The sequence below is a fragment of the Sporosarcina aquimarina genome, from assembly GCF_019748715.1.
In the GTDB taxonomy this organism is placed as follows: Bacteria; Bacillota; Bacilli; order Bacillales_A; family Planococcaceae; genus Sporosarcina; species Sporosarcina newyorkensis.
The window spans coordinates 45,959-71,137 of record NZ_JACLBZ010000013.1 but is presented as its reverse complement, the minus strand read 5'-3'; the positions used below and the strand labels follow the sequence as shown (position 1 = coordinate 71,137).

Annotated in this window: 24 protein-coding genes; 19 read left to right on the top strand and 5 right to left on the bottom strand. The window is 42.9% G+C overall.

The features are described 5' to 3' along the window. The first annotated feature begins 144 nt into the window (after positions 1–144). The 5 genes from H7J92_RS07460 to pstA all read left to right on the top strand — a co-directional run bounded on the left by H7J92_RS07460 (position 145) and on the right by pstA (position 5,233). Positions 145–861: a MerR family transcriptional regulator gene (locus H7J92_RS07460; RefSeq protein WP_221836278.1), complete on the top strand. Its 717-nt coding sequence runs from the start codon at positions 145–147 to the stop codon at positions 859–861. A gap of 173 nt (positions 862–1,034) precedes the next feature. Beyond that, positions 1,035–2,216 carry a MalY/PatB family protein gene (locus H7J92_RS07455; protein ID WP_221836276.1) on the top strand — a complete coding sequence of 394 codons (1,182 nt, stop codon included), beginning with the start codon at positions 1,035–1,037 and terminating at the stop codon, positions 2,214–2,216. 165 nt (positions 2,217–2,381) lie between these two features. Further along, positions 2,382–3,365, top strand: a complete 984-nt coding sequence (locus H7J92_RS07450) for a PstS family phosphate ABC transporter substrate-binding protein (protein WP_040759909.1) — start codon at positions 2,382–2,384, stop codon at positions 3,363–3,365. 62 nt (positions 3,366–3,427) lie between these two features. Then, positions 3,428–4,366: a phosphate ABC transporter permease subunit PstC gene (gene pstC / locus H7J92_RS07445; RefSeq protein WP_050804720.1), complete on the top strand. Its 939-nt coding sequence runs from the start codon at positions 3,428–3,430 to the stop codon at positions 4,364–4,366. Between the two features lie 9 nt (positions 4,367–4,375). Then, positions 4,376–5,233: a phosphate ABC transporter permease PstA gene (gene pstA / locus H7J92_RS07440; RefSeq protein WP_078818369.1), complete on the top strand. Its 858-nt coding sequence runs from the start codon at positions 4,376–4,378 to the stop codon at positions 5,231–5,233. On the opposite strand, the gene H7J92_RS07435 is transcribed toward pstA, so the two are convergent. From H7J92_RS07435 to H7J92_RS07425, 3 genes are all read right to left on the bottom strand, one after another. Further along, complete coding sequence (locus H7J92_RS07435) at positions 5,183–6,376, bottom strand: class I SAM-dependent methyltransferase (protein ID WP_009498931.1); 1,194 nt, start codon at positions 6,374–6,376, stop codon at positions 5,183–5,185. The two genes, pstA and H7J92_RS07435, sit on opposite strands and share 51 nt — an antisense overlap. A gap of 25 nt (positions 6,377–6,401) precedes the next feature. Then, complete coding sequence (gene nfsA / locus H7J92_RS07430) at positions 6,402–7,133, bottom strand: oxygen-insensitive NADPH nitroreductase (protein ID WP_221836273.1); 732 nt, start codon at positions 7,131–7,133, stop codon at positions 6,402–6,404. Positions 7,134–7,228: 95 nt separating this feature from the next. Continuing rightward, positions 7,229–7,696 (bottom strand): nucleoside deaminase, encoded by a 468-nt coding sequence (locus H7J92_RS07425; RefSeq protein WP_221836270.1) that lies wholly within the window; start codon positions 7,694–7,696, stop codon positions 7,229–7,231. 181 nt (positions 7,697–7,877) lie between these two features. Here H7J92_RS07425 and H7J92_RS07420 point away from each other — a divergent pair, with 181 nt between their 5' ends. The 12 genes from H7J92_RS07420 (at position 7,878) to H7J92_RS07365 (ending at position 20,764) form a co-directional block, all read left to right on the top strand. Further along, positions 7,878–8,555 carry a VOC family protein gene (locus H7J92_RS07420; RefSeq protein WP_221836267.1) on the top strand — a complete coding sequence of 226 codons (678 nt, stop codon included), beginning with the start codon at positions 7,878–7,880 and terminating at the stop codon, positions 8,553–8,555. A 52-nt stretch (positions 8,556–8,607) separates the two neighbouring features. Next, positions 8,608–9,876: a GTPase HflX gene (gene hflX / locus H7J92_RS07415; RefSeq protein ID WP_221836264.1), complete on the top strand. Its 1,269-nt coding sequence runs from the start codon at positions 8,608–8,610 to the stop codon at positions 9,874–9,876. A gap of 466 nt (positions 9,877–10,342) precedes the next feature. Continuing rightward, the gene (locus H7J92_RS07410) at positions 10,343–11,212 is read left to right on the top strand and encodes a DUF6612 family protein (protein WP_221836259.1); all 870 of its coding nucleotides are present in this window, start codon (positions 10,343–10,345) and stop codon (positions 11,210–11,212) included. 236 nt (positions 11,213–11,448) lie between these two features. Further along, positions 11,449–12,399, top strand: a complete 951-nt coding sequence (locus tag H7J92_RS07405) for an ABC transporter permease (protein WP_078818286.1) — start codon at positions 11,449–11,451, stop codon at positions 12,397–12,399. Beyond that, positions 12,392–13,342 (top strand): iron chelate uptake ABC transporter family permease subunit, encoded by a 951-nt coding sequence (locus H7J92_RS07400; RefSeq protein ID WP_009498921.1) that lies wholly within the window; start codon positions 12,392–12,394, stop codon positions 13,340–13,342. The genes H7J92_RS07405 and H7J92_RS07400 overlap by 8 nt, the downstream gene beginning before the upstream one ends. After that, positions 13,339–14,100 (top strand): iron ABC transporter ATP-binding protein, encoded by a 762-nt coding sequence (locus tag H7J92_RS07395; RefSeq protein WP_009498920.1) that lies wholly within the window; start codon positions 13,339–13,341, stop codon positions 14,098–14,100. The genes H7J92_RS07400 and H7J92_RS07395 overlap by 4 nt, the downstream gene beginning before the upstream one ends. A 21-nt stretch (positions 14,101–14,121) precedes the next feature. Continuing rightward, positions 14,122–15,081, top strand: a complete 960-nt coding sequence (locus H7J92_RS07390; RefSeq protein WP_221836256.1) for a siderophore ABC transporter substrate-binding protein — start codon at positions 14,122–14,124, stop codon at positions 15,079–15,081. A 285-nt stretch (positions 15,082–15,366) separates the two neighbouring features. Continuing rightward, on the top strand, positions 15,367–16,509 hold the full coding sequence (locus tag H7J92_RS07385) for an MFS transporter (protein ID WP_081464546.1): 1,143 nt from the start codon (positions 15,367–15,369) through the stop codon (positions 16,507–16,509). Positions 16,510–16,618: 109 nt separating this feature from the next. Next, the gene (locus H7J92_RS07380) at positions 16,619–17,281 is read left to right on the top strand and encodes a uracil-DNA glycosylase (RefSeq protein ID WP_221836254.1); all 663 of its coding nucleotides are present in this window, start codon (positions 16,619–16,621) and stop codon (positions 17,279–17,281) included. Between the two features lie 19 nt (positions 17,282–17,300). After that, on the top strand, positions 17,301–19,037 hold the full coding sequence (locus H7J92_RS07375) for an ABC transporter ATP-binding protein (protein WP_221836251.1): 1,737 nt from the start codon (positions 17,301–17,303) through the stop codon (positions 19,035–19,037). Positions 19,038–19,060: 23 nt separating this feature from the next. Next, entirely contained in the window at positions 19,061–19,657 is a 597-nt protein-coding gene (locus tag H7J92_RS07370) for a DNA-3-methyladenine glycosylase (RefSeq protein ID WP_221836249.1), read from the top strand. Between the two features lie 57 nt (positions 19,658–19,714). Further along, positions 19,715–20,764 carry a YkvI family membrane protein gene (locus H7J92_RS07365; RefSeq protein WP_078818280.1) on the top strand — a complete coding sequence of 350 codons (1,050 nt, stop codon included), beginning with the start codon at positions 19,715–19,717 and terminating at the stop codon, positions 20,762–20,764. A 77-nt stretch (positions 20,765–20,841) separates the two neighbouring features. On the opposite strand, the gene hmpA is transcribed toward H7J92_RS07365, so the two are convergent. Beyond that, complete coding sequence (hmpA, locus tag H7J92_RS07360) at positions 20,842–22,065, bottom strand: NO-inducible flavohemoprotein (RefSeq protein ID WP_340760629.1); 1,224 nt, start codon at positions 22,063–22,065, stop codon at positions 20,842–20,844. 243 nt (positions 22,066–22,308) lie between these two features. On the opposite strand from hmpA, the gene H7J92_RS07355 reads away from it, so the two are divergent. Together H7J92_RS07355 and H7J92_RS07350 are read left to right on the top strand one after the other, a co-directional pair. Beyond that, positions 22,309–22,755, top strand: a complete 447-nt coding sequence (locus H7J92_RS07355; RefSeq protein ID WP_221836246.1) for an RrF2 family transcriptional regulator — start codon at positions 22,309–22,311, stop codon at positions 22,753–22,755. Positions 22,756–22,807: 52 nt separating this feature from the next. Further along, positions 22,808–23,734 carry a manganese-dependent inorganic pyrophosphatase gene (locus H7J92_RS07350; protein ID WP_078818277.1) on the top strand — a complete coding sequence of 309 codons (927 nt, stop codon included), beginning with the start codon at positions 22,808–22,810 and terminating at the stop codon, positions 23,732–23,734. 53 nt (positions 23,735–23,787) lie between these two features. Here H7J92_RS07350 and H7J92_RS07345 read toward each other — a convergent pair whose 3' ends face one another. After that, positions 23,788–25,167, bottom strand: a complete 1,380-nt coding sequence (locus H7J92_RS07345; protein ID WP_221836244.1) for an FAD-dependent oxidoreductase — start codon at positions 25,165–25,167, stop codon at positions 23,788–23,790. Between the last annotated feature and the right edge of the window lie 12 nt (positions 25,168–25,179).

Below are 25,179 nucleotides of genomic sequence, written 5' to 3'. Positions count from 1 at the left end.
TCATCTCTCTAGCATTATACTAACTTACTTATCTGAATCATTCAAAGTGGAAGACTTATTCACTACATATTATAGTTTTAAATAACTGGTTGACTCTCACGTTACGTTAGGATTTATAGTAGGAATAGAAAGGAGGCGGAACAGATGAAAGTGAAGGAAGTAGCTGAACTGACAGGTGTCAGCATCCGGACACTGCATCATTACGATGACATTGGATTGCTCAGACCTGATCACGTAACGGAAGCAGGATATCGTTTGTATTCTAATGAAAATCTAGCCGATTTGCAGCAAATTCTGTTCTTTCGTGAACTAGGATTTTCATTGAAGCGAATTAAAGAGTTACTGTTAAGCCCAGAATTTGAACGTGTGGCGGCGTTGGAATTGCAGCGTGATATGTTGCTCGATAAAAAGTCGCAACTAGAGATCATGCTAGCTACGATCGATCGAACGATTCAATCAGAGAGAGGGGAAACTAAAATGACGAATGAAGAGAAGTTTAAGGGGTTTGATTTCCGTACGAACCCATATGAAGAGGAAGCGAAGGCGAGATGGGGAGAGAAGGCGGTAGGTCAGACAAAGCATAACTTTAATGAAGAAATGCAGGAAAAGATGAATCGAATATATTTCAAACTTGCCGAACTGCGCCACTTGGAGCCAGGTTCTAATGAAGCACAAGAAGCCATTGAGAAATGGTTTATGTTATTAAACCAGATGGGCAGTTATTCATTGGCTGCTTTTAAAGGACTGGGGGAAATGTACGTGGCGGATGAACGTTTCACACAAAACATCGATCAGTTTGGCGAAGGGCTCGCGGTGTTCATGCGAGATGCGATGAGTATATATTCGGATCGGCAGGTATAAAACATGAAATAAGTGACGAAGACCAAATGGTTTTCGTCACTTATTGATTATCTTCTTTGATTTGGAAATGCCGAAAAAAATCCTAGCGCCTAGAGAGGAAGAGAAACGGTACGTATGGTACAATCTGAGTAGACTGATAGGTGTGAAAATTTAAGCGACTGGGAGGATTATATATGAAAAAGGAAGAGTTTTTGGAGCGGTATGCAATTGAACGAAAAGGGACAAATTCATTGAAGTGGGATAAGTTAGAGGAGCGATTTGGTAACGCCGATTTGCTGGCTGCTTGGGTGGCGGATATGGAATTTAAAGTACCTGAGCAAGTTGTAGAAGCTCTTAAAGAAAAAGTGGACCATGGCGTGTTCGGTTATACATATGCACCCGATTCTTACTACGAAGCCTTCATTGGCTGGGAGCGCGAACGTCATGGTTACGAAGTGAAAAAAGAATGGATGCGTTTTTCAACAGGTGTGGTGACGGCACTCTACTGGTTTGTGAATGCCTTTACGAAACCTGAAGATGCAGTCATTATTTTATCGCCAGTTTATTACCCGTTCAGCAATGCGGTGAAGGACACTGGACGAAAACTTGTGAGTAGTGAGCTCATTAATACTGGTGGCAAGTACACTATCGACTTTGAAGACTTTGAAAAGCAAATCATCGATAATGATGTGAAGTTGTTCATTCATTGTACGCCGCATAACCCGGTTGGACGTGTATGGACTGCGGAGGAAGCAGAAAAATTGTTGTCGATTTGTGATAAACATAACGTCCTAATCGTCTCTGATGAAATCCATCATGATATGACATTTGATGATCACACGCATCTTCCATCTGCAATTGTAGCGGACGGTAAGTTCTCGGAACGCATCGTTACGGTAACGGCAGCATCCAAGACATTTAATTTGGCGGGGCTTTTGACTTCACAAATTATTATAGAGAATGAAGAGTTGCGCGAACAGTTCGATCGATTTGTAAAGTCGGTCAATCAGACGGAAGTGAATCTACTTGGTATGACGGCTTCTGAAGCGGCATTCCGACACGGAGCGGATTGGCTGGAAGGTTTACGTGCAGTCGTGAAATCGAATGAACGTTATGCAGTGGAACAATTTGCAGAGCATGTGCCGAAATTGGTTATCAGTCCGCTGGAAGGAACGTATTTATTATGGATTGACTTGCGCCCTTATATCGATCCAGAAGACGTTAAAGAATTTGTACAAGATACTTGTAAGTTAGCGATCGATTACGGTGAATGGTTCGGTGAAAAATCCAGAGGCTTTATTCGCCTGAACTTAGGGACAGAGCCGCGACATATCAAACAAGCTGTCGATAGTATCATCGAACATTTACCACAATAAGAGAAAAAGCAAGGAATGGATGGAGTTTTTTCGATCCCGTTCCTTGCTTTTTCTTTTTTTTTCGCTAATTAACACAACCTTTACATACGATCCACACTGGCTTTACATTCGCCTAGTATAGTCGTAATTGTAGAAACGATTAAACGAATGGAAAGGGCGATCAGCATGCAGAAGAAAAAGGCAGTATGGTGGGTAGGAATGTTATTTGCGGCTATATTGATGGCAGCGTGCGGCAACGCAGACGCAAACGAGTCGAATCAAGATGAAGAGCAGGCAAATAAACCAGAAAAGCTAGAAGGAAGTGTGGTCATTGATGGATCAGGGACGGTTTATCCGTTGATGGCAAAAATCGCCGAAGAATATATGATCAATGAACAAGAAGACGTCTCAGTGGAAGTCAGTCGTGCAGGAACAGGTGCAGGCTTCAAAAAGTTCCTTACAGAAAACGGTACAGACTTTAACGATGCATCTCGCCCAATAAAAGATGAAGAGAAAGAAGAAGCAGAGAAACTTGGCATGGAAGTAAAAGAATTGAAAGTAGCGCTAGATGGATTGACGTTTGTCATCAACAAGGAGAATGACTGGGCAACTGAAATGACGCCAGAACAATTAATCAGTATTTTCGTAGCGGATAGCGGTGTAACGAAATGGTCGGATATCAATCCAGAGTGGCCAGCAGAAGAGATCAAGCCAATGGGACCTAATGAAAACCATGGAACATACGAATTCTTCTATGAAAAAGTGTTGGAAGAACAAGATATGAGCGACCATATCAATTTACAGCAAGAGTACTCTACATTAGTCAATCTAGTGTCTGAAGATAAAAACGGAATTGCATTCTTCGGTTACGGTTACTATGTAAACAACGAAGATCAACTGCAAGCAGTCAGTGTAGACTTTGGAAAGGGTGCAGTGGAACCGGCCATGAATACCATCGCGGAAGATGGGGCATACGCACCCTTCACTCGTCCTGTATTCACATATTTGAATGTGGATCACGCAAAGGAAAAACCTCAAGTGTTGGATTTCACGCACTATTTAATAGAAAATATGAATAAATTCGCAGCAGAAACTGGATTTGCTCCAATCCCTGAGAATGAAGCAATCGAGAACTTAGAATACTTACGAACGTTACAAGAGTCTAAATAAGATGGACGATGCGGGAGGAGATATCCTATCTCACTCCCGTATTACATATAGGGAGTGAAGAAATGCTTACTAGGCAAGAAAACTCAAAAGACATCCACTTCCGACAGATAGCAGAACGGCATCAACGTCGGAAGGCACGCGAACGATTGATCCCGATTGGCCTGTTTTTGCTGACATTTTTATCGATCGTCACAACGATTGGTATTGTCATCGTTTTATTATCCGAGACAATTAGCTTTTTTCAACGAGTTTCCATATTAGAGTTTTTCACAGGGACGGTCTTAAAACCATTAAGTCAAACTCCCCAATTCGGCGTTTTGCCACTCCTGACAGGGACCATTCTTTCTACATTAATTGCGATGGCAGTGGCGATTCCATTTGGTTTAATGACTGCGATCTATTTGAGTGAGTACGCTTCTGCGAGGTGGAGAAAGTTTTTGAAGCCTGCCCTAGAACTACTTGCGGGGATTCCGACAATTGTCTATGGTTTTTTTGCCTTCACTTTCGTAACGCCAATCTTGCGTGACTGGATTCCGAGTCTCCAAGCAACCAACTTATTAAGTCCGGGTATTGTCATGGGAATTATGATTATCCCAATGGTTGCATCTTTATCAGAAGATGCCATGCGTTCTGTGCCAAACTCTTTACGCGACGGTGCATTTGGCTTAGGTGCCACCAAGCTCGAAGTAACTCGTAAAGTCGTCATTCCAGCAGCACTCTCGGGCATTATCGCCTCCATTGTATTGGGAATTTCACGAGCAATTGGAGAAACAATGATTGTCACGATTGCGAGCGGTAGTTCGAAAAACTTTACACTGGATGTTACGGAGTCTATGCAAACCATGACCGCCTATATTGTTGAGGTGACGGGTGGCGATGCTTCTGCAGGCACGACAATCTATTATAGTTTGTATGCTGTTGCCATGACGTTATTCGTGTTCACGCTTGTAATGAATATGTTGGCACGTTATATTTCCAAGAAGTTTAAGGAGGAGTACTAAGTGGTGAGTATGAGAAGTTTTCGAGGTCGAATGATCAGCAATCAACTCGCGAAATTTGTTTTTCTGTCGGCTTCCTTATTCGGACTGCTGGTGCTCTTCGTGCTGTTGTATCGTGTGATCGAACAAGGAATTGGATGGTTGAACGCAGATTTCCTTACTGGTCGCCTTTCTACACAGCCTGAAAAGGCAGGGATCAAAGGCGCAATTTTAGGGACATTATGGCTAATGGCAGTAGTTATTCCAATTACGACAATCGTAGGAGTTGGAACGGCCATTTATTTGGAGATGTACGCGAAGAAGGGGAAGATGCGTGAGCTGATCCAAACGAATATCGCGAACTTAGCAGGGGTTCCTTCTATTGTCTATGGGATATTAGGGATGACGATATTTGTTCGGGCGCTCGATTTCGGAAATATTGTGCTGGCTGGGGGATTGACGATGTCATTGCTAGTCTTGCCAATTGTAATCGTGTCCAGTCAGGAAGCATTGCGTGCGATTCCCGCTTTCCTTGGAGAAGCATCTTATGGATTAGGCGCTACGAAATGGCAAACCATTCGTTCCGTTTTGTTACCAGTCGCGTTGCCTAGTATCTTGACAGGATCCATTCTGGCTTTGTCTCGTGCGATAGGCGAAACCGCACCGCTAGTAGTCATCGGGATACCAGCGTTGCTAATGCCGATCCCGATGAGTATCTTTGATAAGTTCACGGTGTTGCCGATGCAAATCTATTATTGGACGATGGATTCATCATTGCTTGCCGAATACGCTAACTTGGCAGCTGCGACTATTCTTGTACTGCTGACGGCCTTATTTTTATTAAATGCCTCTGCTATTGTCATTCGGAATAAATTTGAGCAACGATTCTAATTCTTTTTCTAAAAATGGTTTTGCTTGCAGCATGTTACGGAATGCAACGTAGCGATCAATCTGAGCTTGATCAGGTCGCAGACCATCACGGTAGGCTCGGATTAAAATGTTTTTTGGAGTATGCTCCATATCGATAAATTCTACAAGTTGTGCTTCATAACCGACCAATGAAAGCAATTCTGCACGGATCGAATCCGTAGCTAAAGCGGCGAACCGTTCCTTCACCAAGCCGTGCTGCAGCATAACATCCAGTGCAGGTGCTTCCAATTGGGAAAACAACTCATGCTGGCAGCAAGGAACGGACAGGATAACGGATGCTCCCCATGTGACCGCCTTGGCGAGCGCCATATCCGTCGCCACATCACATGCGTGAAGTGTCACGACCATATCGACTGCAGTGTCCCCTTCATATTCATTGATATCGCCAACCAAGAATTCCAATTGATCGTACTGTAAATCGCGTGCAATCTCCTGACATTCCTCTATTACTTCCTTTTTCAAATCCAATCCTGTGACACGGATATCCAAACCTTTTTCGATTCGCAGATAATGATAGAGCGCAAACGTCAAATATGATTTTCCGGAGCCGAAGTCCAAAATGCGGATCGTTCGGTCTTTGGGCAAATAGGAAAGTGTATCATCAATCAACTCAACGAAACGATTGATCTGCCGAAACTTGTCATGCTTCTGATTCTTTACTTTCCCTTCTGGTGTTTGGACGCCGAGCCGGACGAGGAACGGGTAAGGAGTACCTTCTGTCAGCGCATAATGCTTTTTGCGGTTATGCGCATAGTCAACGGTCTTCTCTGTATCGAGAAAGATTCGTTTGATAGACACCTTCATCTTCTTCGAAAGTTGGATCTGTATCGTCTCATCCGTTAATTCAATATGGAATTGTTTATAATGCTCCAGAGCATGCCGCAAAGGCTGTTTGATCTCCCCTAGGGCAACATTCTCATGCTTAAGGATGCGCTCATGCTGATATTCAAATTGTATATAAAATTCACCTTTTAGTTCGAGAGGCTTCAGCTTAATTCGTTTAATTTCATTCGACTTCAAACGCGGACGACTAATGGTAGCTCGAATGAACGTTCCATCCGTCATCCGTCTCTGCAGTAGTTCCAGTACTTCATCTACTGACATTCATTTACACTCCTGTCTTTCTCGGTTATTTAAATAGGAAGCCTTGTTTCTCCAAAAACGTTTTGATATCCAGACGGCGGGGCTTTTCTAGGAAGTCCGCCATTTGTTCTGTCCACGTCGATTCCTTTTGATTGGAGTCGCGAGTTGCGTAATATTCTTTAATAATTTCATCGTATGCCGGCAAAATAGTAGCGTATTTCTCCTCATTATAGCTGTTTTCATGAAACACAGCTTCTACAGGAAGACGCGGCTTAACTCCATTTGCTTCATTCGGCACACCGATCGACATGCCGAATAAAGGGACGACACCTTTTGGCAATTCAAGTACTTCCGAAATCTCTTCGATTGCATTCCGAACGCCACCGATATAGCAGATGCCATAGCCTTTTGATTCGGCCGCAATCGCGACATTTTGTGCGAATAAGCCTACATCAATTGCGCCAACCAAGACATTTTCAGCAACGGAAAAGTCGATTTCCCTGTCGTGCAAGCGAGCGGCATGCGACAAACGATTATAGTCCATGCAAAAAACGAGGGCTGCACCCGCTGTATAAAACTGACGTCGGTTTTTAGATAACTCCGCTAACTGTCCGCGCTTTTCGGTATCTGTTACATAGATGACAGAGCAAGCCTGTACAAAGTGTGAACTGGCCGCATGCTGACCTGCCCGGACTAATTCTGTTACAGTTTCCTTTGTGATCGGTTCATCCTTATATCGACGAACTGAAGCATGAGACGTTAATAATTCGATTACCATAGGATCCCTCCGCATTTTTTCTGCAGGAGATTTTTTTTCTCCTGCATTTCTTCCTTCATCCTACACTATTTGGAGACTTCAGGAAACTCTCAGACTTACTTGGATTGCCGCTTTTTCCATTCAATAAATGGCTTTGTCGAATTATCTGTTTTTTGCTGAATGAATGGAATAGAACGCTTTTCTGGTGGTAGCTGTTGATCGGGGAAGAAGTCTTGGACAGGGTTCGTGAATCCTACTTCCATATATGCGTCCTGTTTACTACAGGCGTAGATGATTTCACCAACAGCTGACCAGTATGACGCGCCGAGACACATTGGGCACGGTTCCCCACTTGCATATAATACGCAGTCAGATAGATCAAGAGTTTGTAATTTTGTGCATGCCTCCCTAATAGCCAGTAACTCTGCATGGGCGGATGGATCACATGTAGACTCTACGAGATTCGTACCAGATCCGATAATTTCACCGTCTTTTACTACGATTGCTGCAAAAGGACCTCCGCCATTCACAACATTATCTGTAGCCATTTCCACTGTATGCTCTAACCACTTTTTATGATTCATCATTATTTCCTCCTGTCGAATAGTTAAATTTCCCGGGAAATAGTGTCGGGTCTTCTGACTTCATCATACAAAACTTTGCAGACATAGACAAAATAATCAAACAGACTGTAGGGTGAAAAAACGTTTTTAGATGTGGAGGTTTGTTATGATAAGGAAACAATGGCGTCAGGAGTGATATTCAATGAAATTGGATCATGTAGTTTATTTTACCAATGAAAACTTGAAGAATGTAGTTGAAGAGCAAAACCGAAAAGGGTACGGCGCTGTGATGGGTGGGCGTCATGAGAAATGGGGAACGGCCAATGCCTTGCTCTATACAAATAACGCGTACATCGAATGGCTGACAATTGAAGATAGAGAAAAGGCGGAGAAAGCAGCTGTCGATCAACCGCTTGTTGCGCAGTTCCTACATGACAAGCAATACGGAGACGGCTGGGCGACGGTTTGCTTTTCTGTCGATCGGATGGAAATATGGAAAGAAGAGCTAGATAATAAAGGTTTTCAGACGACTGATATCCTTTCTGCATCGAGAAGAACTGAAGAAGGACAGTTACTGCGTTGGAAAATGTTGTTTATAGAACAGACTCCGACGAGTGAATTACCCTATCCATTTTTCATTGAATGGGCAGAACTGGAGAAGCAGGGAGCACGTCGTTCTTCACATAAAGAGCAACAGATTACAGAATGTATCATTCATGTTGAAGACCCATTAAGAGAAACAGGGGAATGGGCCGTCTTATTATCACAAAAAGTCGGGGATAAGAATGATATCCGAGTAGGCGATGTTCTGTTTCGTTTTGAGGAAAAACAAGGTACGCCTGAGCGCCTGGCAGCTGTCCGTTTGTTACATAACGATTAGTTAGCAGGACGAAGGGTAAACTATGTAAAAAGATGTTGGGGAGGATACAGGAATGGATGTATTAGTGGAAGAGGCAGTAATCGTCGGAGTACATGAACAAAAAGATCTGCATTTCGAGTATGCGATGGAAGAGCTGCGCAACTTGGCAGAAGCAATTGACGTAAAGGTAATCGGTGAAGTGACTCAAAATTTAGAACGAAGAAACCCATCTCATTATTTAGGTAAGGGAAAGATCGATGAGATTCGTCAAGTGTACGAAGAGACTGGCGCAAATTTATTGATCTTCAATGATGAATTGTCTCCATCGCAATTACGTAATCTAGAAAAAGAGCTGGAGTGCAAAATCATTGATCGAACGATGCTCATCTTGGACATCTTTGCGCGGCGAGCGAGAAATCGGGAAGCGCAAATGCAAGTAGAATTAGCCCAGCTACAGTATACTTTGCCACGCCTAGTCGGTTTGCGTGCTTCATTGAGCAGACAAGGTGGCGGCACAGGCGGCGGTTTGCAAAACAAAGGAGCGGGAGAAACGAAATTAGAGCTCGATCGCCGGAAAATTGAAGATCAGATTGCCAAGCTGCGTCGCGAATTAGAGCATGTGAAAGATCAACGTGAAACCCAACGGAAACAACGAGTACGCAGCGGCATTCCCGTGGTTTCGATTGTCGGCTACACGAATGCCGGCAAGTCGACGTTGATGAATCGTCTGTTACAATACACGGATGCAGACCAGTCAAAGGAAGTCAGCGAAAAAGACATGTTATTCGCGACGCTAGAGACAGCGGTGAGAAAAATCAAACTGCCCGACAAGAAGGAATTCATCCTCACTGATACCGTTGGATTTGTATCAAAGCTACCTCACCATCTTGTCCAAGCATTCCGTTCTACATTAGAGGAAGCGAAAAATGCAGATTTACTTTTGCATGTCGTGGATGTTTCAGATGAAGAGCATGGCCATATGATGGACGTGACGAATGAAACGTTGGAAGACATTGGTGTGGAGAGCATTCCAACTGTAAATGTTTACAATAAAGCTGACTTGGCAGGGATTACATATCCGCTTACACAGGAACAAAGTATATGGATGTCTGCCGGGAAAAATGAAGGAATACCGGAGTTGTTAAAGTTAATTGAGCAAAATTTATTCAGACAATATATAACGTGCAAATTGTTGATTCCGTATGATCGCGGAGAAATTGTCTCACATTTGAATGAGACGGCAGCAATCAAAGAGACTGCTTACGAAGAAGAAGGAACGTTGATTACGGTAGAAGTGCCGGAAAGTGAATGTGAACGATTAGCGAAGTTCGTAGTAGGTTGATGAAACTGATGGACCGCGCCAAAAGTGCCCAGAACCGAGCGAAACATACGTTGGACCGCGCCATTCGATAGTGAAACCGAACCAAACAACAATACGACCGAACCAAAACTCCGCTCAGCCGCTCCAATGACCTCTCGCAACGCACTATTTACGATAAGACACAAGGATTTCCCGAGAGAACAAAAAAAGGGCTGCATGCGCAATGCATGCAGCCTAAATCCTTTTATCTTTATAAGAAGAGAAAGGGGGTGGGATGATTCTAGTTTGCCCGCTCTCGCTTTTTCTAAACCTTTTCTAAGAAATAGAGTATAAATACCTAATGCGCTCGTTTTAATTGCCCATGAGTGTTTTGGTTAGATTTGGTATAAACGGTTCGTTTCATTAAAAATCAGCATTTTTTTGAACCTTTTTTATTTTCCTACCGTACAACTAAGTGAAGTCATTATATAAGAGGAGAGATGGACAAATGAAAAAGTGGATAATGATCTTAGCTGCCAGTGTGTTGGCATTAGTGTTAAGTGCTTGTGGGCAAACGGCTACACCAAAAGAAGATTCAGAAACCGGCAAGGAAGATAAAGTTATAGAGAAAAGTGACCTCACCATCGAAGAAGTAATGGAGAAGGCAAATGCCGCAAGTGAAACAATGCAAAGTATGCATGCCGATATGGAAATTACACAAAACATGCAAATGGGTGAAGAAGAGCAAGTCGTAAATTCTACAATTGACATGGATATGATTCTTGAACCACTTGCAATGCGTCAAACGATGAATATGGAAATGGCTGGCGAAGAAATGGCAATGGATCTGTATATGACGCAGGATGGGTTCTTCATGAAGGATCCTGAGTCAGGAGATTGGATGAAGCTTCCGAACGAGATGTATGAAGAAGTAGCAGGCCAAGTAGCAGGTTCAGCAAATACGCAAGTAGATTACTCACTCTATGAGCAGTTTGCCGACGATTTCAAATTTGAGCAAACAGATGATGAATATGTACTTCGTTTGAAGGGATCGGGCGAAAAATTCAGCGGGCTGATGAAAGATTTGATGAAAGAAAATATGCCGGCAGGAATGGACGAAGCCCAGTTGGATATGATTTCTCAGATGGAGATTGAGAGTATCGACCTTGAATTCACAATTGATAAGAAAACCTTCTACACGAAGAATCTTGACATGGACATGGTGTTGACAATGGAAGAACAGGGCCAACAAGTGAAAGTAGCGCAAAAAATAAAAGGTGATATTTCGAAAATCAATGAAATCGATGAAATCAAAGTGCCGAAAGAAGTCATTGACGGTGCGGTAGATATTAACGAAGCAATGGAACAACAACAATAAGCAAAACGAAAAGCTGTCTTCTATTATAGAAGGCAGCTTTTTCATGTATCGATCACGGTGTATTGCATGGTGCTGGCTACAATTCAATTCCTCCGGCTCAATGACACAATCTGTTGATAATGATTTTCAATTAGGTATTGACATCATCTTCAAAATTGTTTAATGTAAGTAGTGAGCGAATGATAATCATTTTCATTTAAGTGAGAAAGCTCAAATATTCGATATCGGAGTTCTTCATGAAGAAACGTTATTTAATTACAGCCGTAATTCTATTGTCATTTCTTTCGCTGTTCGTGGGAGCCATTCGAATTTCACCAGCGGATTTATTGGATTTACGCTCAGAAGAAACAGAAATTTTTTTAATTAGTCGAGTGCCACGGTTAGTAGCTATTTTGCTGGCTGGAGCGGGGATGAGTATTGCCGGGCTGATTATGCAGCAGTTAAGCCGTAATAAGTTCGTCTCACCTACGACAGCAGGAACACTGGATGCGACACGACTTGGAATACTAGTGTCCATGCTGATGTTTACAAATGCAACATTATTTGAAAAGATGGCAGTTTCCTTTGCCTTCGCGCTACTAGGTACATTTTTATTTATGCAGATATTGGACCGTATTAAATTTAAAGATGCCATTTTCATTCCGCTTGTCGGTTTGATGTTTGGGAACATCCTCTCTTCTATCACTACATTCTTTGCATTCAAGGCAAACGTAATCCAGAATATGTCGGCTTGGTTGCAAGGTGACTTTTCAATGATCATGAAGGGACGCTATGAGCTTTTGTATATTAGCATACCTGTCTTAATCATTACATATTTATATGCGAATCGTTTTACGGTGGCTGGAATGGGTGAGGATTTTTCTAAAAACTTAGGGTTGGCGTATAAACGAATCGTCAATATCGGCTTGATTTTAGTTGCACTTATTACGACAACAGTTGTGTTGACGGTCGGTATGATACCGTTTCTCGGATTGATCATCCCGAATATCGTATCGATTTTCAAAGGTGACCATCTGCAGAAAACTTTACCGCATACTGCATTGCTTGGGGCAATTTTTCTTCTCGTTTGCGACATTTTAGGAAGAGTCATCATTTTCCCATACGAGATTTCGATCAGCTTAATGGTCGGTGTCATCGGAAGCGGAATTTTCCTCTACCTGTTGTTTAGGGGGAAAGCGTATGCGTAATTCAACGAAACTATTGATTTTGACTGCATTTGCACTATTGTTTTGTGGATTGTATTTATTTCAAGGTTTGAACGGCAGCTATGATTATGCACTTCCTCGAAGGGCAATCAAAGTCATTGCGATGATTCTGACAGGCGTTGCGGTCGCGTATTCTACAGTCATTTTCCAGACGATTACGCATAACCGGATTTTGACGCCAAGCATTATGGGGCTAGACTCTCTTTATGTCTTATTGCAGACCGTTCTTGTATTCTTTTTTGGATCTACCCATTTTGTGCTGATTAATCAGCAGTTCAACTTTATGCTGTCAGTTGGGGCTATGGTCTTGTTTGCCTTAGCACTTTATCACTTTCTATTCGGTAAGGGAAATCGTCCTATTTACTTCTTATTGTTAGTGGGCATCATCGTCGGTACATTCTTTGGAAGTATTTCGACATTCCTGCAAGTTATGATTGATCCGAATGAATTCATGCGAGTGCAAGATAAAATGTTTGCGAGTTTCAACAATATTAACGGCGATCTAGTTTGGTGGGCATTTGGAATATTGATACTTACGCTAATTATTGGTTGGCGCTATATCAATGAATTAGATGTTCTGTCATTAGGTCGTGATACTGCCATTAACTTAGGTGTATCCTATCAGTCGGTAGTCAAGCTGATGCTGATTTTGTCGGCTGTCTTAATTGCCGTATCGACTGCGTTGGTCGGTCCTATTACTTTCTTTGGACTCATTGTGGCCAATCTATCGTATCAATTCTTCAACACATTCAAACACTCTGTCTTAATTGCAGGAGCATCTGTTATGAGTGTGATAGCACTGGTCGGTGGGCAATGGATCGTGGAACGTGTCTTCTCTTTCTCAACTACATTGAGCGTGATCATTAACTTTGTCGGTGGCGTGTACTTTATCTATTTACTATTAAAGGAGAGTCGATCCTCATGATTCAGGTTCGTGAGCTAACTAAGTTTTATGGAAGAAAAGCAGTCGTCGAAAAGGTCAATGTGAATATACACCGTGGTAAAATCACGTCATTCATTGGACCGAACGGGGCTGGTAAATCTACTCTTCTGTCGATGGTAAGCCGATTAATGGATGCAGATACCGGTGAAGTACTGCTCGATAAAAGTAAAGTGAAAGATATGAAGTCTAATGATTTTGCTAAACGTGTAGCCATTTTGAAGCAATCGAACTTCATGAATGTCAAGTTGACCATCCGCGAACTCGTCGGATTCGGCCGTTTCCCGCACTGTAAGGGCCGTCTTCACGAAGAGGATGAACGGATGGTAGATCAGGCATTGGAGTATATGGGCTTGATGGATATGCAGGAAGCGTATTTAGATGAATTGTCAGGCGGCCAGCGTCAGCGTGCTTTCATTGCCATGACAATCGCTCAAGATACGGATTATATTTTATTGGATGAACCACTCAATAACTTAGATATGAAACATTCCGTACAAATCATGAAGATTTTACGTCAGCTGGTTGATGATCTTGGAAAAACTGTCGTAATTGTACTGCATGATATCAACTTTGCTTCAGTCTATTCCGATCGGATCGTGGCATTAAAAGAAGGCAGGATCGTCAAGGATGGTCCGACGAACGATATTATCAATTCGGAGTCATTACGGGAAATCTATGATATGGATATTCCGATACAACAAATGAAAAATTGCCGTATTTGCGTCTATTTTAACTCTTAAAAAAGTGAGGAACTTAAACCAATGAAAAAACTTACATTATCCCTGTTTGCATTAGTTTTAATGCTTGCACTAGCTGCTTGTGGCAGCACGAAAGAAGAAGATAAGCCGGCTGACAACGCAGCTCCTGAAGATAAGCCAGCTGAAGAAAGCAAAGAAGTAACAATTAAACACGAACTTGGTGAAACAACTCTTGGAAAGAACCCTGAAAAAGTAGTAGTTTTTGACTTCGGAACATTGGATACACTAGACGAACTGGGAGTGGAAGTAGCAGGCTTACCACAAACAAACGTACCTGGATATCTTTCTAAATATGAAGATGAGAAGTATGAAAACTTAGGAAGCTTAAAAGAGCCGGATTTCGAAGCAATTCATGCATTAAAGCCAGATGTCATCTTCATTTCTGGACGTCAATCGGACTTGTATGATCAGTTTACAGAAATCGCACCGACAATATTCACGGGTGTAGATACATCACGTTATATGGATTCGTTTAAAGAAAACATGGAAACTATTGCAACGATCTTCGATAAAGAAGATGAAATGAAAACTGAGTTGAACGATGTGGACGCAAGTATTGAAGGAATCAAAGCAAAAACAGCAGAATTAGATAGCAACGCATTGATCATCCTTGGAACAGAAGGTAAAGTAAGTGCTTATGGTCCTAGCTCACGTTTTGGAATCATCCACGATGTGTTCGGTTTTAAACCAGCAGATGAAGGTATCGAAGTATCTACACATGGACAAAATATCACGTTTGAATATATCTTGGAAACAAACCCTGATATCCTATTCATCATCGACCGTGATGCAGCTATCGGCGATGGAAGTGCAAAAGATTCCATTGAAAACGACCTAGTGAAGAAAACAAACGCATTCAAAAACGATAAAATGATTTACCTAAACGGTGAATATTGGTACTTATCTGGCGGCGGGCTACAATCATTTAAAGAAATGATCAAAGAAGTCGAATCTGCACTATAAAGAGAAATGCCACCCCGAAGGACTTAGTCCTTCGGGGTTTTTCTATGGAGTGGTGTAATGAATTTTGCGTGCGATGAACATAAAAGGCTGAATTGCGCTCATAAATTACCCACCTTAGCTCATACTTCTTTCTTAAGTAAAACTACGCTAGTCAAATTACCTCATAAAGTGCTATAATTACATATGTAAAGACACCTAAAGATTGTACAATAGAAAGGTAGAGCACTAGTGAAAACGAAGGAAATCTCACGTAATAAATTGCTTGGCATCGCGGGTACCGGGTGGATGTTTGATGCAATGGATGTCGGCATCCTGTCATTTATCATTGCAGCGCTCGCTGTTGATTGGCAGCTGACGTCTTCAGAGATGGGTTGGATCGGAAGTATCAATTCAATCGGTATGGCTGTTGGAGCGTTTGGTTTTGGATTGCTTGCGGATCGTATTGGGAGAAAACAGGTGTTCATGATCACGCTCATCTTATTTTCAGTCGCTAGCGGATTATCCGCCTTAACCACCTCTTTATGGGCGTTTCTGATTCTGCGTTTTTTAGTGGGAGCAGGATTAGGCGGTGAGCTTCCTGTTGCGTCTACGCTAGTATCGGAAAGTGTTTCAGCGAAAGAGCGCGGGCGTGTTGTCGTATTGCTTGAAAGTTTCTGGGCGGCAGGTTGGCTGATTGCAGCGCTGATCGCGTACTTTGTCATCCCGAGTTATGGTTGGCGGATTGCATTGATCATAACAGCATTACCGGCATTTTATGCAATTTATTTACGACGGAATTTGCCGGATTCAAAGAGGTTTATAAAAGAAGGAAGAACAGAACAGTCTACTGGACAAAAACTGAAGCTATTGTTGGCTCCGGCATATAGAAAGCGCACCGTTATGCTTTGGATCGTTTGGTTTGCTGTTGTCTTTTCCTATTACGGAATGTTCCTATGGCTACCGAGCGTCATGGTATTAAAAGGTTTTAGTTTAATCAAAAGCTTTGGATATGTTTTGCTTATGACACTGGCCCAGCTTCCTGGCTACTTCAGCGCTGCCTGGCTGATCGAACGAGCTGGACGAAAGTTTGTCTTGGCCACATATTTATTCGGCACGGCACTTAGCGCGCTGGCTTTTGGTAATGCGGATACGCTAACGACATTAATGATTGCAGGCGCATTTTTATCGTTCTTTAATTTAGGCGCGTGGGGAGCATTGTATGCTTATTCACCTGAGCAATATCCAACCGCAATACGGGCAACGGGATCAGGCGTTGCAGCAGCTGTTGGCCGAGTTGGCGGTATTTTCGGTCCGTTGCTTGTCGGTTCGTTGCTGACGGCAGGCTATGGGTTCGGTATCATATTCGGTATCTTCTGTGCCGCCATCCTGGTGGGGGTATTATCTGTTGTATTACTCGGAACAGAAACAAAACAAACGGAGTTAGCATAGTATAGGTTAAGTCGTTTCCATTTAACATAAATGGGGGCGGCTTTTTCAATGGTAAATATTTTTGATTCTGCCTAAGAACCTCTATAATTGTGACAAGGGAGTTGATAGGATGTTTCGTATTCCGGATGATATAGCACAGACTGCACTTGAACGCAGTGAAGGTTTTCAGGTGGAAGGGTTTGTACGAGGTGAAGGTCCTGAATCACCGACCCTCTTGCTGGTCGGAGAAGCGCCTGGAGAACATGAGGCCGTACATGGCGTGCCATTCATCGGCAGAGCAGGTGACGAACTGATGAAATCTCTTGCCTCGATAGGACTTTCGCGAGAAGATGTTTATATGACAAGTTCATTCCGCAGTAGACCTTATAAATGGGGAACGAAGAAAGAACGTGACGGCAGCTTGACGAAACGTAAATACAATCGTCCGCCAACGCAAAAGGAACAACTTGCCCATGCACCGGTATTGGATTATGAAGTGGCAAATCTTAAGCCGAAGCTCATCGTTACGCTTGGTAATATTGGTTTACAACGATTGCTCGGAAAGCATGCCAAAATAACAACACTTCACGGTCAGCTATTGACACAGCCTGTTCAGTATCTGAAATCATTGGATGAGACGCACTATAGCTGGACAGACCATTCGTATACCATTCTACCGACATTTCACCCGGCATCCATCTTTTATCGTCCGTCCCTTCGACCTGATTTAGAAGAGGATTGGTTGCGCATTGGGGAATATATCCAAGGGCTAAATTACAACGCATTGGAATAAGATAGAAAAGAGGCGAGTGATGAACAATCAAGCAAAAGCAACCGGATCATTGAAAAATTTCATAAGTTTAATCAAGACATTACATTGGCCTGTTGCAGTTACAGCCTTTGCCTTGCTTTTATCACTTATCGAGACAGTAGCAGGGTTGGTCGTTCCCTTGATCACCAAAGATTTGGTGGACTCTTTCACGAGCGAACTGATGAACTGGAAAACAGGCGTATTCTTGCTGGGTTTATTCGTTGTCCAAGCAATTGCTGGTGGCTTTTCCTACTATATGCTTGCTTATATTGGAGAAACGGTAGTGGCAGATCTACGCAATCAATTATGGCAGAAGGTTCTGCGTTTGCCGATCCCATATTTCGATCAGAATGAAACCGGGGAGACGATGAGCCGGATTACACAAGATACAACTGTGCTCAAATCGTTAGTGTCTGAACATCTAGTATCTTTCATTTCCGGCATGATTTCCATTATCGGAGCCATTGTCATTTTGTTGGTGCTGGATTGGAAAATGACCATCATTATGCTGATTAGTGTGCCAGTCAGTATGGTCATATTAATCCCATTAGGACGGTTAATGCATAAAGTAGCGAAGGCGACACAAGCTGAAATGGCGAAGTTTTCGGGGCACTTAGGTCGTGTGCTCGGTGATATCCGGTTAGTAAAGGCGTATCGGGCAGAGCCGACAGAAGGAGGGAAAGGGAAGACGGCAATTCAATCGTTATTCCGGTATGGGTTAAAGGAAGCGAAGATTCAAGCCGTCATCTCACCCATCATGATGCTGACGATGATGGGGATCTTAGTAGTGATCCTTGGTTACGGCGGAGCACAAGTTGCAAGAGGTGCTTTGTCTGCAGGAACGTTAGTAGCCATTATTTTCTTACTGTTTCAAATCATCATGCCGTTTGCCCAAATGGCACAGTTCTTTACCTCGTTTCAAAAAGCAGTCGGAGCGACAGAGCGTATCCAGGGAATTCTACAAATGAAGTCTGAGCCGGCAATGGGCAAATTTTCACCGCAATCAGAAGGGGCACTAACGTTTTCAGATGTGCACTTTTCTTATGATCCGGATAAACACGTAGTGAATGGTATTTCATTTACAGCGGGTAGAGGGACGGTCACTGCATTCGTAGGCCCAAGCGGTGGCGGGAAAACAACAATCTTTTCATTAGTCGAACGCTTCTATCTACCGAATTCAGGAGAAATCTTACTTGGCGCGGTGCCTATAAAGGACATACCACTAGCAGAGTGGCGTGGACGAATTGGTTATGTTTCACAAGAAAGTCCATTATTGAGCGGCACTATTCTAGATAATATTGCTTATGGTTTAGAGCGGCGACCCTCTATTGATAAGATTATCGAAGCAGCAAAGGCGGCCAATGCCTACACGTTTATCGAAGAGATGCCGGATCAATTCGAGACATTGGTCGGGGAACGCGGTATGAAACTGTCAGGAGGCCAGCGCCAACGGATTGCCATAGCCCGTGCATTATTGCATAACCCGGAAATCTTGTTATTGGATGAAGCTACTTCCAACTTAGACAGCGGGTCCGAAACTCATGTGCAGGAGGCATTACAGCATTTGATGAATGGCCGAACGACATTGATTATTGCGCACCGTTTGGCGACGGTTTTGCATGCCGATCAACTGTTGTTTTTAGAGAGCGGCAAGATTACGGGGCGAGGACGGCATGAAGAATTATTGGAATCACATGACCTCTATCGTGAGTTCGCAGCGGGTCAAGGTTTGGCCTGATATGTGGAAAGGAGAAGATTACAATGTATGAACCGATCGATCCGTCTTTTTTTGAAGCTCCTGTCTTAGAACTTGCACGCAACTTAGTCGGAAAGCATATTGTTCATGAGCGTTCGGACGGCTTGCTGGTTGTTAGAATCGTAGAGACTGAAGCGTACCACGGACCCGAAGATCGTGCGGCTCATAGCTTCGGTAATCGTCGAACAAAGCGCACAGAAATTATGTTTGGAGAAGCGGGATCGGTGTATACATACCAGATGCACACCCACGTGCTGATGAATGTCGTGGGTGCAAAGGTAGGAATTCCGCATGCCGTTTTGCTGAGAGCAGGCGAGCCTGTAGAAGGTTTGGTTCATATGCAAGAAAACCGTGGGAATCACATTAAGAAAATGACCGATCTGACAAATGGTCCGGGTAAGCTCTCAAAAGCACTTGGGGTCACGATGGACTACTACGGTCATCATTGGGCACAGAAACCGCTTTATATTTCAGAAGGATTGTCGCAAAATGAAGTGGAAGCTGGTCCGCGCGTAGGTATTGGAAACTCAGGTGAGGCTGTCCATTATCCTTGGCGGTTTTATGAAAAAGACAACCCTTTTGTTTCGAAATACAGGAAATGAAGTGGGGGTAAAGATCATCTCGCGGCCTTGTCGTGACAGAGAAGAATAGGGGAAATTATGAGAGACATATTAAAGATGGGAAGTGCCTTCATCGGCATAATTGTCGGGGCTGGTTTTGCTTCCGGGAATGAAATTATGACGTATTTTACGAGTTTTGGATTCTGGGGGATCCTGGGTGCTATCGTCTGTACTGTATTATTTGCTTATTTGGGGATGGTATTGACGCGTCTTGGCAGTCGGATGCAGACGAATTCTCACAAGGATGTCATTTATAAAATTAGCGGGCGTTACTTAGGCGTCGTGGTGGATGGCATTATTATCTTTACACTGTTCGGCGTTGGAGTGGTTATGCTGGCTGGCGCCGGAGCTAATTTACATCAGCAATTTGGGTTGCCTTCTTATGTCGGCAGTTTGCTGATGATTGTGCTCGTATTTTTAACAATCTTATTGAATGTCGACAAAGTGGTTGCGGTGATTGGCAGTATTACACCATTTCTGATCATCACAGTTGTTGGCGTATCGATCTATAGTGTATGGACTATGGATACAACATTTGCGGTTCTGGATCCTGTAGCTAAAGCGGTGCCGACGACATTACCAAATTGGTTTGTTTCGGCAATCAACTATGTGTCGTTCAATATTGCAGTGGGCGCATCTATGTCCATTGTGATGGGAGGCGCGGAAAAAAATGAGAAGACAGCTGCTTGGGGCGGTTTTGTTGGGGGCCTTGGTCTCGGTATCTTGATTTTATTGAGTCACTTGGCAATATTCTCGAAGGTAGATGACGTGGCGGGAACAGAATTGCCAATGCTTGCGATTATCAATTCTATTTCACCTATATTCGCGATATTTATGGCGCTTGTGCTGTACGGCATGATCTTCAATACGGCAGTCAGTATGTTCTATGCATTTGGTGCGAGATTCATTGAATCTGGTACGAAGACGTTTAAAGTTTTCGTAGCTGTTTCATTAGTAATCGGCTATGGGCTGAGCTTCTTCGGTTTTACGAACTTGGTCAGCAATTTTTACCCGCTTGTCGGCTATTTAGGACTTTTTTTAGTGGCTGCACTGATTTTTGCTTCAATCCGTATGCCTAAGAAATTATAAAGCGAAACACAGTTAGAAATGAACTAAAAGCCAAAGAAAGACCCCGCGAATCAAATTCGCGGGGTTTGTTAGTATGGTCAAACAGTTGCTAAATCAAGTTGTACAGCAGGTCCGAAGAATTCGAAGTGTACTTTTTCTTCTGGTACGCCGATTGCATAAAGCTGTTGGATAACGAATTCCATGAAACCAGTAGGTCCACAGACATAGACATCGCTGCCTTCGATGACATTTTCCTGCAAGAATTCGCGTGTGAACATGCCGTCTCCCTCTTCTGAATAAAGGGCTTTGTAGCTGGAGTTCGGTAATTTTGCGTTCAACTGCTCTAATTTAGTAGCAAATGCTTGTTGGCTGCGTGTACGGGCGGAGTGCAAGAATGCGACTTCACGTTCAGGAGACACGTCTGCAATTGTTTGATACATTGCTTTCATTGGTGTGATTCCTACACCGCCGCTGATCAATGTTACAGGTGTTGTCTTTGTCGGCTCTAGATAGAAGTCTCCTGCAGGTACGCTTACCTCGATGATATCGCCAACGGCTGCTTCGTTATGCAAGTAGCAAGAAACAACGCCATTCGGTTGCAGTGAATCTTCACGTTTGACGGAAATGCGGAATGTCTCATCATTGGATTTTTGCGACAAGCTATATTGACGATTAACGACATTTTTCACACCTGGGATTGAAGTGCGAATTGTAATATATTGTCCTGGCAAGTAGTACGGTAACTTTTTGCCGTCAACTGGTTTTAAATAAAAGGAAGTGATAACATCACTTTCTTCTACTTTATCGACAATCTCGAAATCCTTGAATTCTCTCCAGCCGCCATCGGCAGATTCGTTGTCATCATACATTTTTGCTTCCAATCCGATGAATGCATCTGCAATCACTCCGTAAGCTGCTGCCCATGCGTCGATGATTTCAGGAGTTGCTGCATCACCTAGTACTTCTTTGATTGCACCTAATAAATACTCCCCTACAATTGGATAATGCTCAGGCAAGATCCCTAAAGATACATGCTTGTGTGCGATTTGCACGACTGCTGGAAGAATTGCTCCTAGGTCGTCAATGTGTTGAGCTGCTGCGTACACTGTATTAGCTAGTGCCGTTTGCTGACGTCCCTGTGATTGGTTTGCATGATTGAAAATGTCGAGTAACTCTGGGTGTGCTTCAAACATATTTCTGTAGAAAACTGTTGTAATCGTTTTACCGTGTTGCTCCAGTACTGGTACTGTTGATTTAATAATATCGATTGTTTTTTGATCTAACATGGTAATGCACAACCTTTCCGTATTTGATAAACCCATCATAAAACACTTTTTGTTTAAAAGCTATATATAAAATACATGTTTAAACAGAATACAAAAAGTGGACACAGTTCATTCAATAAACCGCCATACACTAAAAAAGCTATCTTTTAATGATAGCCGGTTCTGATAAGTTTAAACCCTAAATGGATCAACATTATTATTCATCTAACTCGCTGCGGTAAATAAGGAATTTTTGAATGAAAATGCTATAATGGAAAAAGAACAGAAAGTGGTGATATTATGCGTTTAACTATGTACACTGATTATTCGCTGCGTGTTCTGATTTTTCTAGCGTCCAAGCAACCTGATGAACTTTCCACTGTGCAGGAAATATCGGATGCTTATCAAATCTCTAAAAATCACCTCACAAAAATTGTCCATGAATTGGGAAAGCTGCAGCTGATTGAAACGATTCGTGGTCGCGGAGGAGGAATTCGCCTTTGTACAGACCCTAAAGATATCAATGTCGGAGAACTTGTCCGTAAAACCGAGGATGATTTTCATTTGGTTGAATGCTTTGATCCAAATAAAAATATGTGTGTTCTATCATCGGCCTGTCATCTGAAAGGTGTATTGTATGAAGCATTACAAGCCTATTTTGCTGTGCTGGATCGTTATACAATAGCAGACTTCGTTCATAATAAAGATGAAATTCATGCTTTATTATTTCCCACTACTCAAACTTAAATAGTGTGGTAAAATAAAATTAGTAAACAGAGTGAATTAGGAGGATTTAACAATGTCAAAAGTGTTAGTCATCGGGCATAAAAACCCAGATACAGATTCAATAGCATCTGCTATTTCATATGCGTACTTGAAGCAGCAATTGGGAGTAGATGCAGAAGCAGTGCGTTTAGGAAATATTTCAAAAGAAACTGCGTATGCTCTTGAAACATTTGGTTTTGAAGCCCCTCGTTTAATCGAAAAGGCATCGCCTGAAGTATCGCAAGTTATCTTGGTCGATCACAATGAAAAGCAGCAGAGTGTAGACGATTTGGACGAAGTACAAGTGTTGGAAGTCATTGACCATCACCGAATCGCAAACTTCCAGACAAATGATCCGCTATATTATCGGGCTGAGCCGGTTGGTTGTACGGCAACAATTTTGAACAAATTATTCAAGGAACATGGAGTCAAGATACCGAAAGAAATCGCAGGACTCATGCTATCGGCAATTGTTTCTGATTCATTGTTATTCAAATCACCAACTTTTACAGAGCAAGATCAGGCAGCGGCTAATGAATTGGCTGCCATTGCCGAGATCAATGCTGCTGAGTATGGTCTAGCCATGCTAAAAGCCGGTGCAGATTTGAGTGCGACGCCTATTCAAGAATTAGTTAGCTTGGATGCAAAAGAATTTTCATTCGGCGATATCAAAATGGAGATTGCTCAAGTGAATGCAGTCGACCTTCAAGATATTCTTGGGCGTCAAGCAGAGTTGGAAAAATTGCTTCTTCAAGTGATTGAGCAAAAGAACTTGGATTTATTCTTGTTTGTCGTAACGGATATCATTAACAGTGATTCTGTCATCATTGCATTAGGTAAAGAAGCAGAACGTGCAGGCTCCGCGTTTAATGTATCGTTCGATAATAACTCCGCATTGCTAAAAGGCATCGTGTCACGAAAAAAACAGATTGTACCAGTATTAACTGAAGCGTTATCCTAATGAAAAGACTGTCTAGAAATCGGAAATTCATCCGGTTTCCATGACAGTCTTTTTTAACTTAAATCAAGAGGCTGAGTGGCAGGACCTTCGAGTACTGAACCATCTGCACGGAAACGAGAGCCGTGACAAGGGCAATCCCATGTTTGGTCGCCTTTATTCCAGCGAGTACGGCAACCCATATGTGTGCAAATAGGCGAGTCCGTGCGTGCGATATGACCGCCTGCAAATTCCTTCACTGTGCGCCCTGTCAATAAAAGAGCCCTGCTGAATAATGCGCCAAAATCCGTGCGTCGAGGAGAGTATAGTTCGCTGGCAGGATTGTGTCGCCCGACAATTGCGTCCGAGATGATTTGAGCGCTGGCCATGGAGTTGGAGAGCCCCCATTTTCGATAGCCAGTACTAATAAAGACATCAGGCGATGCATCTGAAATAGCTCCGGCGTAGGGCACTAGATCTGGCGTAGACGGATCTTGCGCAGACCATTTGTAGATGATGTCCGAATGTTGCAAGTTCGTTTTTAGGTCCTCTGTAATGCGGTCATAATGGATCTGCGTTTCTTTTTCTGCCCCCGCATGATGAGATTCTGCCGCCAGTAATAAATACGATTGACCGTCAATGGTTGTTGTGCGTATTGAGCGTTTCGGATTATCAACGGCGATATATTGATGGGCGAAAGGGGTGGTTGTTTTTGCCGCTGCTATATAAGAACGATCGACGTCTAATTTGAGAATTTGCATACCTTCAAGTGCCTCAATCGGATAATGCGAACAGATGATCAGCTGACGGTAACGAATTTCTGTGGAAGAAGAAAGCTTAACGAAATGGCGGTCTGTATCGAGTGCCGCAACTTGTGCATGTTCAAATAATCGAGCACCAGCCTTGGTTGCAAGCTGTGCTAACTTTTGTCCAAAACGAACTGGATGTATTTGAGCTTCGTTCTCGATGATTAATGTGTTTGTAGTCTGAAAAGGTAAATCGGTTGCCTTGCCAGCTAATGTGAACGGAATTCCTATTTCCTCATAGGCTTTTTTCTCTCTCATTAATTGTTCTGTACCTTTTGCAGTTTGTGAGTAAAGTGCGGAATGTGCAGTTTGCAGCTCATTTGCATCTGCAATGGAACGAGCGAATTGCAGAGCACTTTCGTTCGCATTGAAATAAAGCTTTGCGCTTTCCAAGTCAAATTGCTCAATCAAATCGGCATATACCAAGTCATGTTGCGCAGTTAGTTTACCAGTTGAGTTCCCGGTCGCTCCGTGTAAAATGCTGTTTTTCTCCAATAAAATGACATCTTTACCTTGTGACGCTAAGAAATAGGCATTTGCAATCCCACTTAAACCTCCGCCGATGATCAAAACCTCGCATGATAGATTATCCTCTACCACAGGATATTCTTCGTTTGGATATGCGGTTGCCAGCCATAGTGACTCATTCATTTTTACACCCGT

What these genes read in the sequence shown, in the direction of transcription:
- H7J92_RS07375 (WP_221836251.1), top strand. Translation starts at nt 17,301, where the DNA reads ATGAACAATCAAGCAAAAGCAACCGGATCATTGAAAAATTTCATAAGT.
- H7J92_RS07400 (WP_009498921.1), top strand. Translation starts at nt 12,392, where the DNA reads ATGCGTAATTCAACGAAACTATTGATTTTGACTGCATTTGCACTATTG.
- H7J92_RS07460 (WP_221836278.1), top strand. Translation starts at nt 145, where the DNA reads ATGAAAGTGAAGGAAGTAGCTGAACTGACAGGTGTCAGCATCCGGACA.
- H7J92_RS07455 (WP_221836276.1), top strand. Translation starts at nt 1,035, where the DNA reads ATGAAAAAGGAAGAGTTTTTGGAGCGGTATGCAATTGAACGAAAAGGG.
- H7J92_RS07385 (WP_081464546.1), top strand. Translation starts at nt 15,367, where the DNA reads ATGTTTGATGCAATGGATGTCGGCATCCTGTCATTTATCATTGCAGCG.
- pstC (WP_050804720.1), top strand. Translation starts at nt 3,428, where the DNA reads ATGCTTACTAGGCAAGAAAACTCAAAAGACATCCACTTCCGACAGATA.
- H7J92_RS07410 (WP_221836259.1), top strand. Translation starts at nt 10,343, where the DNA reads ATGAAAAAGTGGATAATGATCTTAGCTGCCAGTGTGTTGGCATTAGTG.
- H7J92_RS07350 (WP_078818277.1), top strand. Translation starts at nt 22,808, where the DNA reads ATGTCAAAAGTGTTAGTCATCGGGCATAAAAACCCAGATACAGATTCA.
- H7J92_RS07345 (WP_221836244.1), bottom strand. Translation starts at nt 25,167, where the DNA reads ATGAATGAGTCACTATGGCTGGCAACCGCATATCCAAACGAAGAATAT.
- nfsA (WP_221836273.1), bottom strand. Translation starts at nt 7,133, where the DNA reads ATGGTAATCGAATTATTAACGTCTCATGCTTCAGTTCGTCGATATAAG.
- H7J92_RS07380 (WP_221836254.1), top strand. Translation starts at nt 16,619, where the DNA reads ATGTTTCGTATTCCGGATGATATAGCACAGACTGCACTTGAACGCAGT.
- H7J92_RS07405 (WP_078818286.1), top strand. Translation starts at nt 11,449, where the DNA reads ATGAAGAAACGTTATTTAATTACAGCCGTAATTCTATTGTCATTTCTT.
- H7J92_RS07395 (WP_009498920.1), top strand. Translation starts at nt 13,339, where the DNA reads ATGATTCAGGTTCGTGAGCTAACTAAGTTTTATGGAAGAAAAGCAGTC.
- hmpA (WP_340760629.1), bottom strand. Translation starts at nt 22,065, where the DNA reads ATGGGTTTATCAAATACGGAAAGGTTGTGCATTACCATGTTAGATCAA.
- H7J92_RS07370 (WP_221836249.1), top strand. Translation starts at nt 19,061, where the DNA reads ATGTATGAACCGATCGATCCGTCTTTTTTTGAAGCTCCTGTCTTAGAA.
- pstA (WP_078818369.1), top strand. Translation starts at nt 4,376, where the DNA reads ATGAGAAGTTTTCGAGGTCGAATGATCAGCAATCAACTCGCGAAATTT.
- H7J92_RS07365 (WP_078818280.1), top strand. Translation starts at nt 19,715, where the DNA reads ATGAGAGACATATTAAAGATGGGAAGTGCCTTCATCGGCATAATTGTC.
- H7J92_RS07390 (WP_221836256.1), top strand. Translation starts at nt 14,122, where the DNA reads ATGAAAAAACTTACATTATCCCTGTTTGCATTAGTTTTAATGCTTGCA.
- H7J92_RS07435 (WP_009498931.1), bottom strand. Translation starts at nt 6,376, where the DNA reads ATGTCAGTAGATGAAGTACTGGAACTACTGCAGAGACGGATGACGGAT.
- H7J92_RS07355 (WP_221836246.1), top strand. Translation starts at nt 22,309, where the DNA reads ATGCGTTTAACTATGTACACTGATTATTCGCTGCGTGTTCTGATTTTT.
- hflX (WP_221836264.1), top strand. Translation starts at nt 8,608, where the DNA reads ATGGATGTATTAGTGGAAGAGGCAGTAATCGTCGGAGTACATGAACAA.
- H7J92_RS07450 (WP_040759909.1), top strand. Translation starts at nt 2,382, where the DNA reads ATGCAGAAGAAAAAGGCAGTATGGTGGGTAGGAATGTTATTTGCGGCT.
- H7J92_RS07425 (WP_221836270.1), bottom strand. Translation starts at nt 7,696, where the DNA reads ATGAATCATAAAAAGTGGTTAGAGCATACAGTGGAAATGGCTACAGAT.
- H7J92_RS07420 (WP_221836267.1), top strand. Translation starts at nt 7,878, where the DNA reads ATGAAATTGGATCATGTAGTTTATTTTACCAATGAAAACTTGAAGAAT.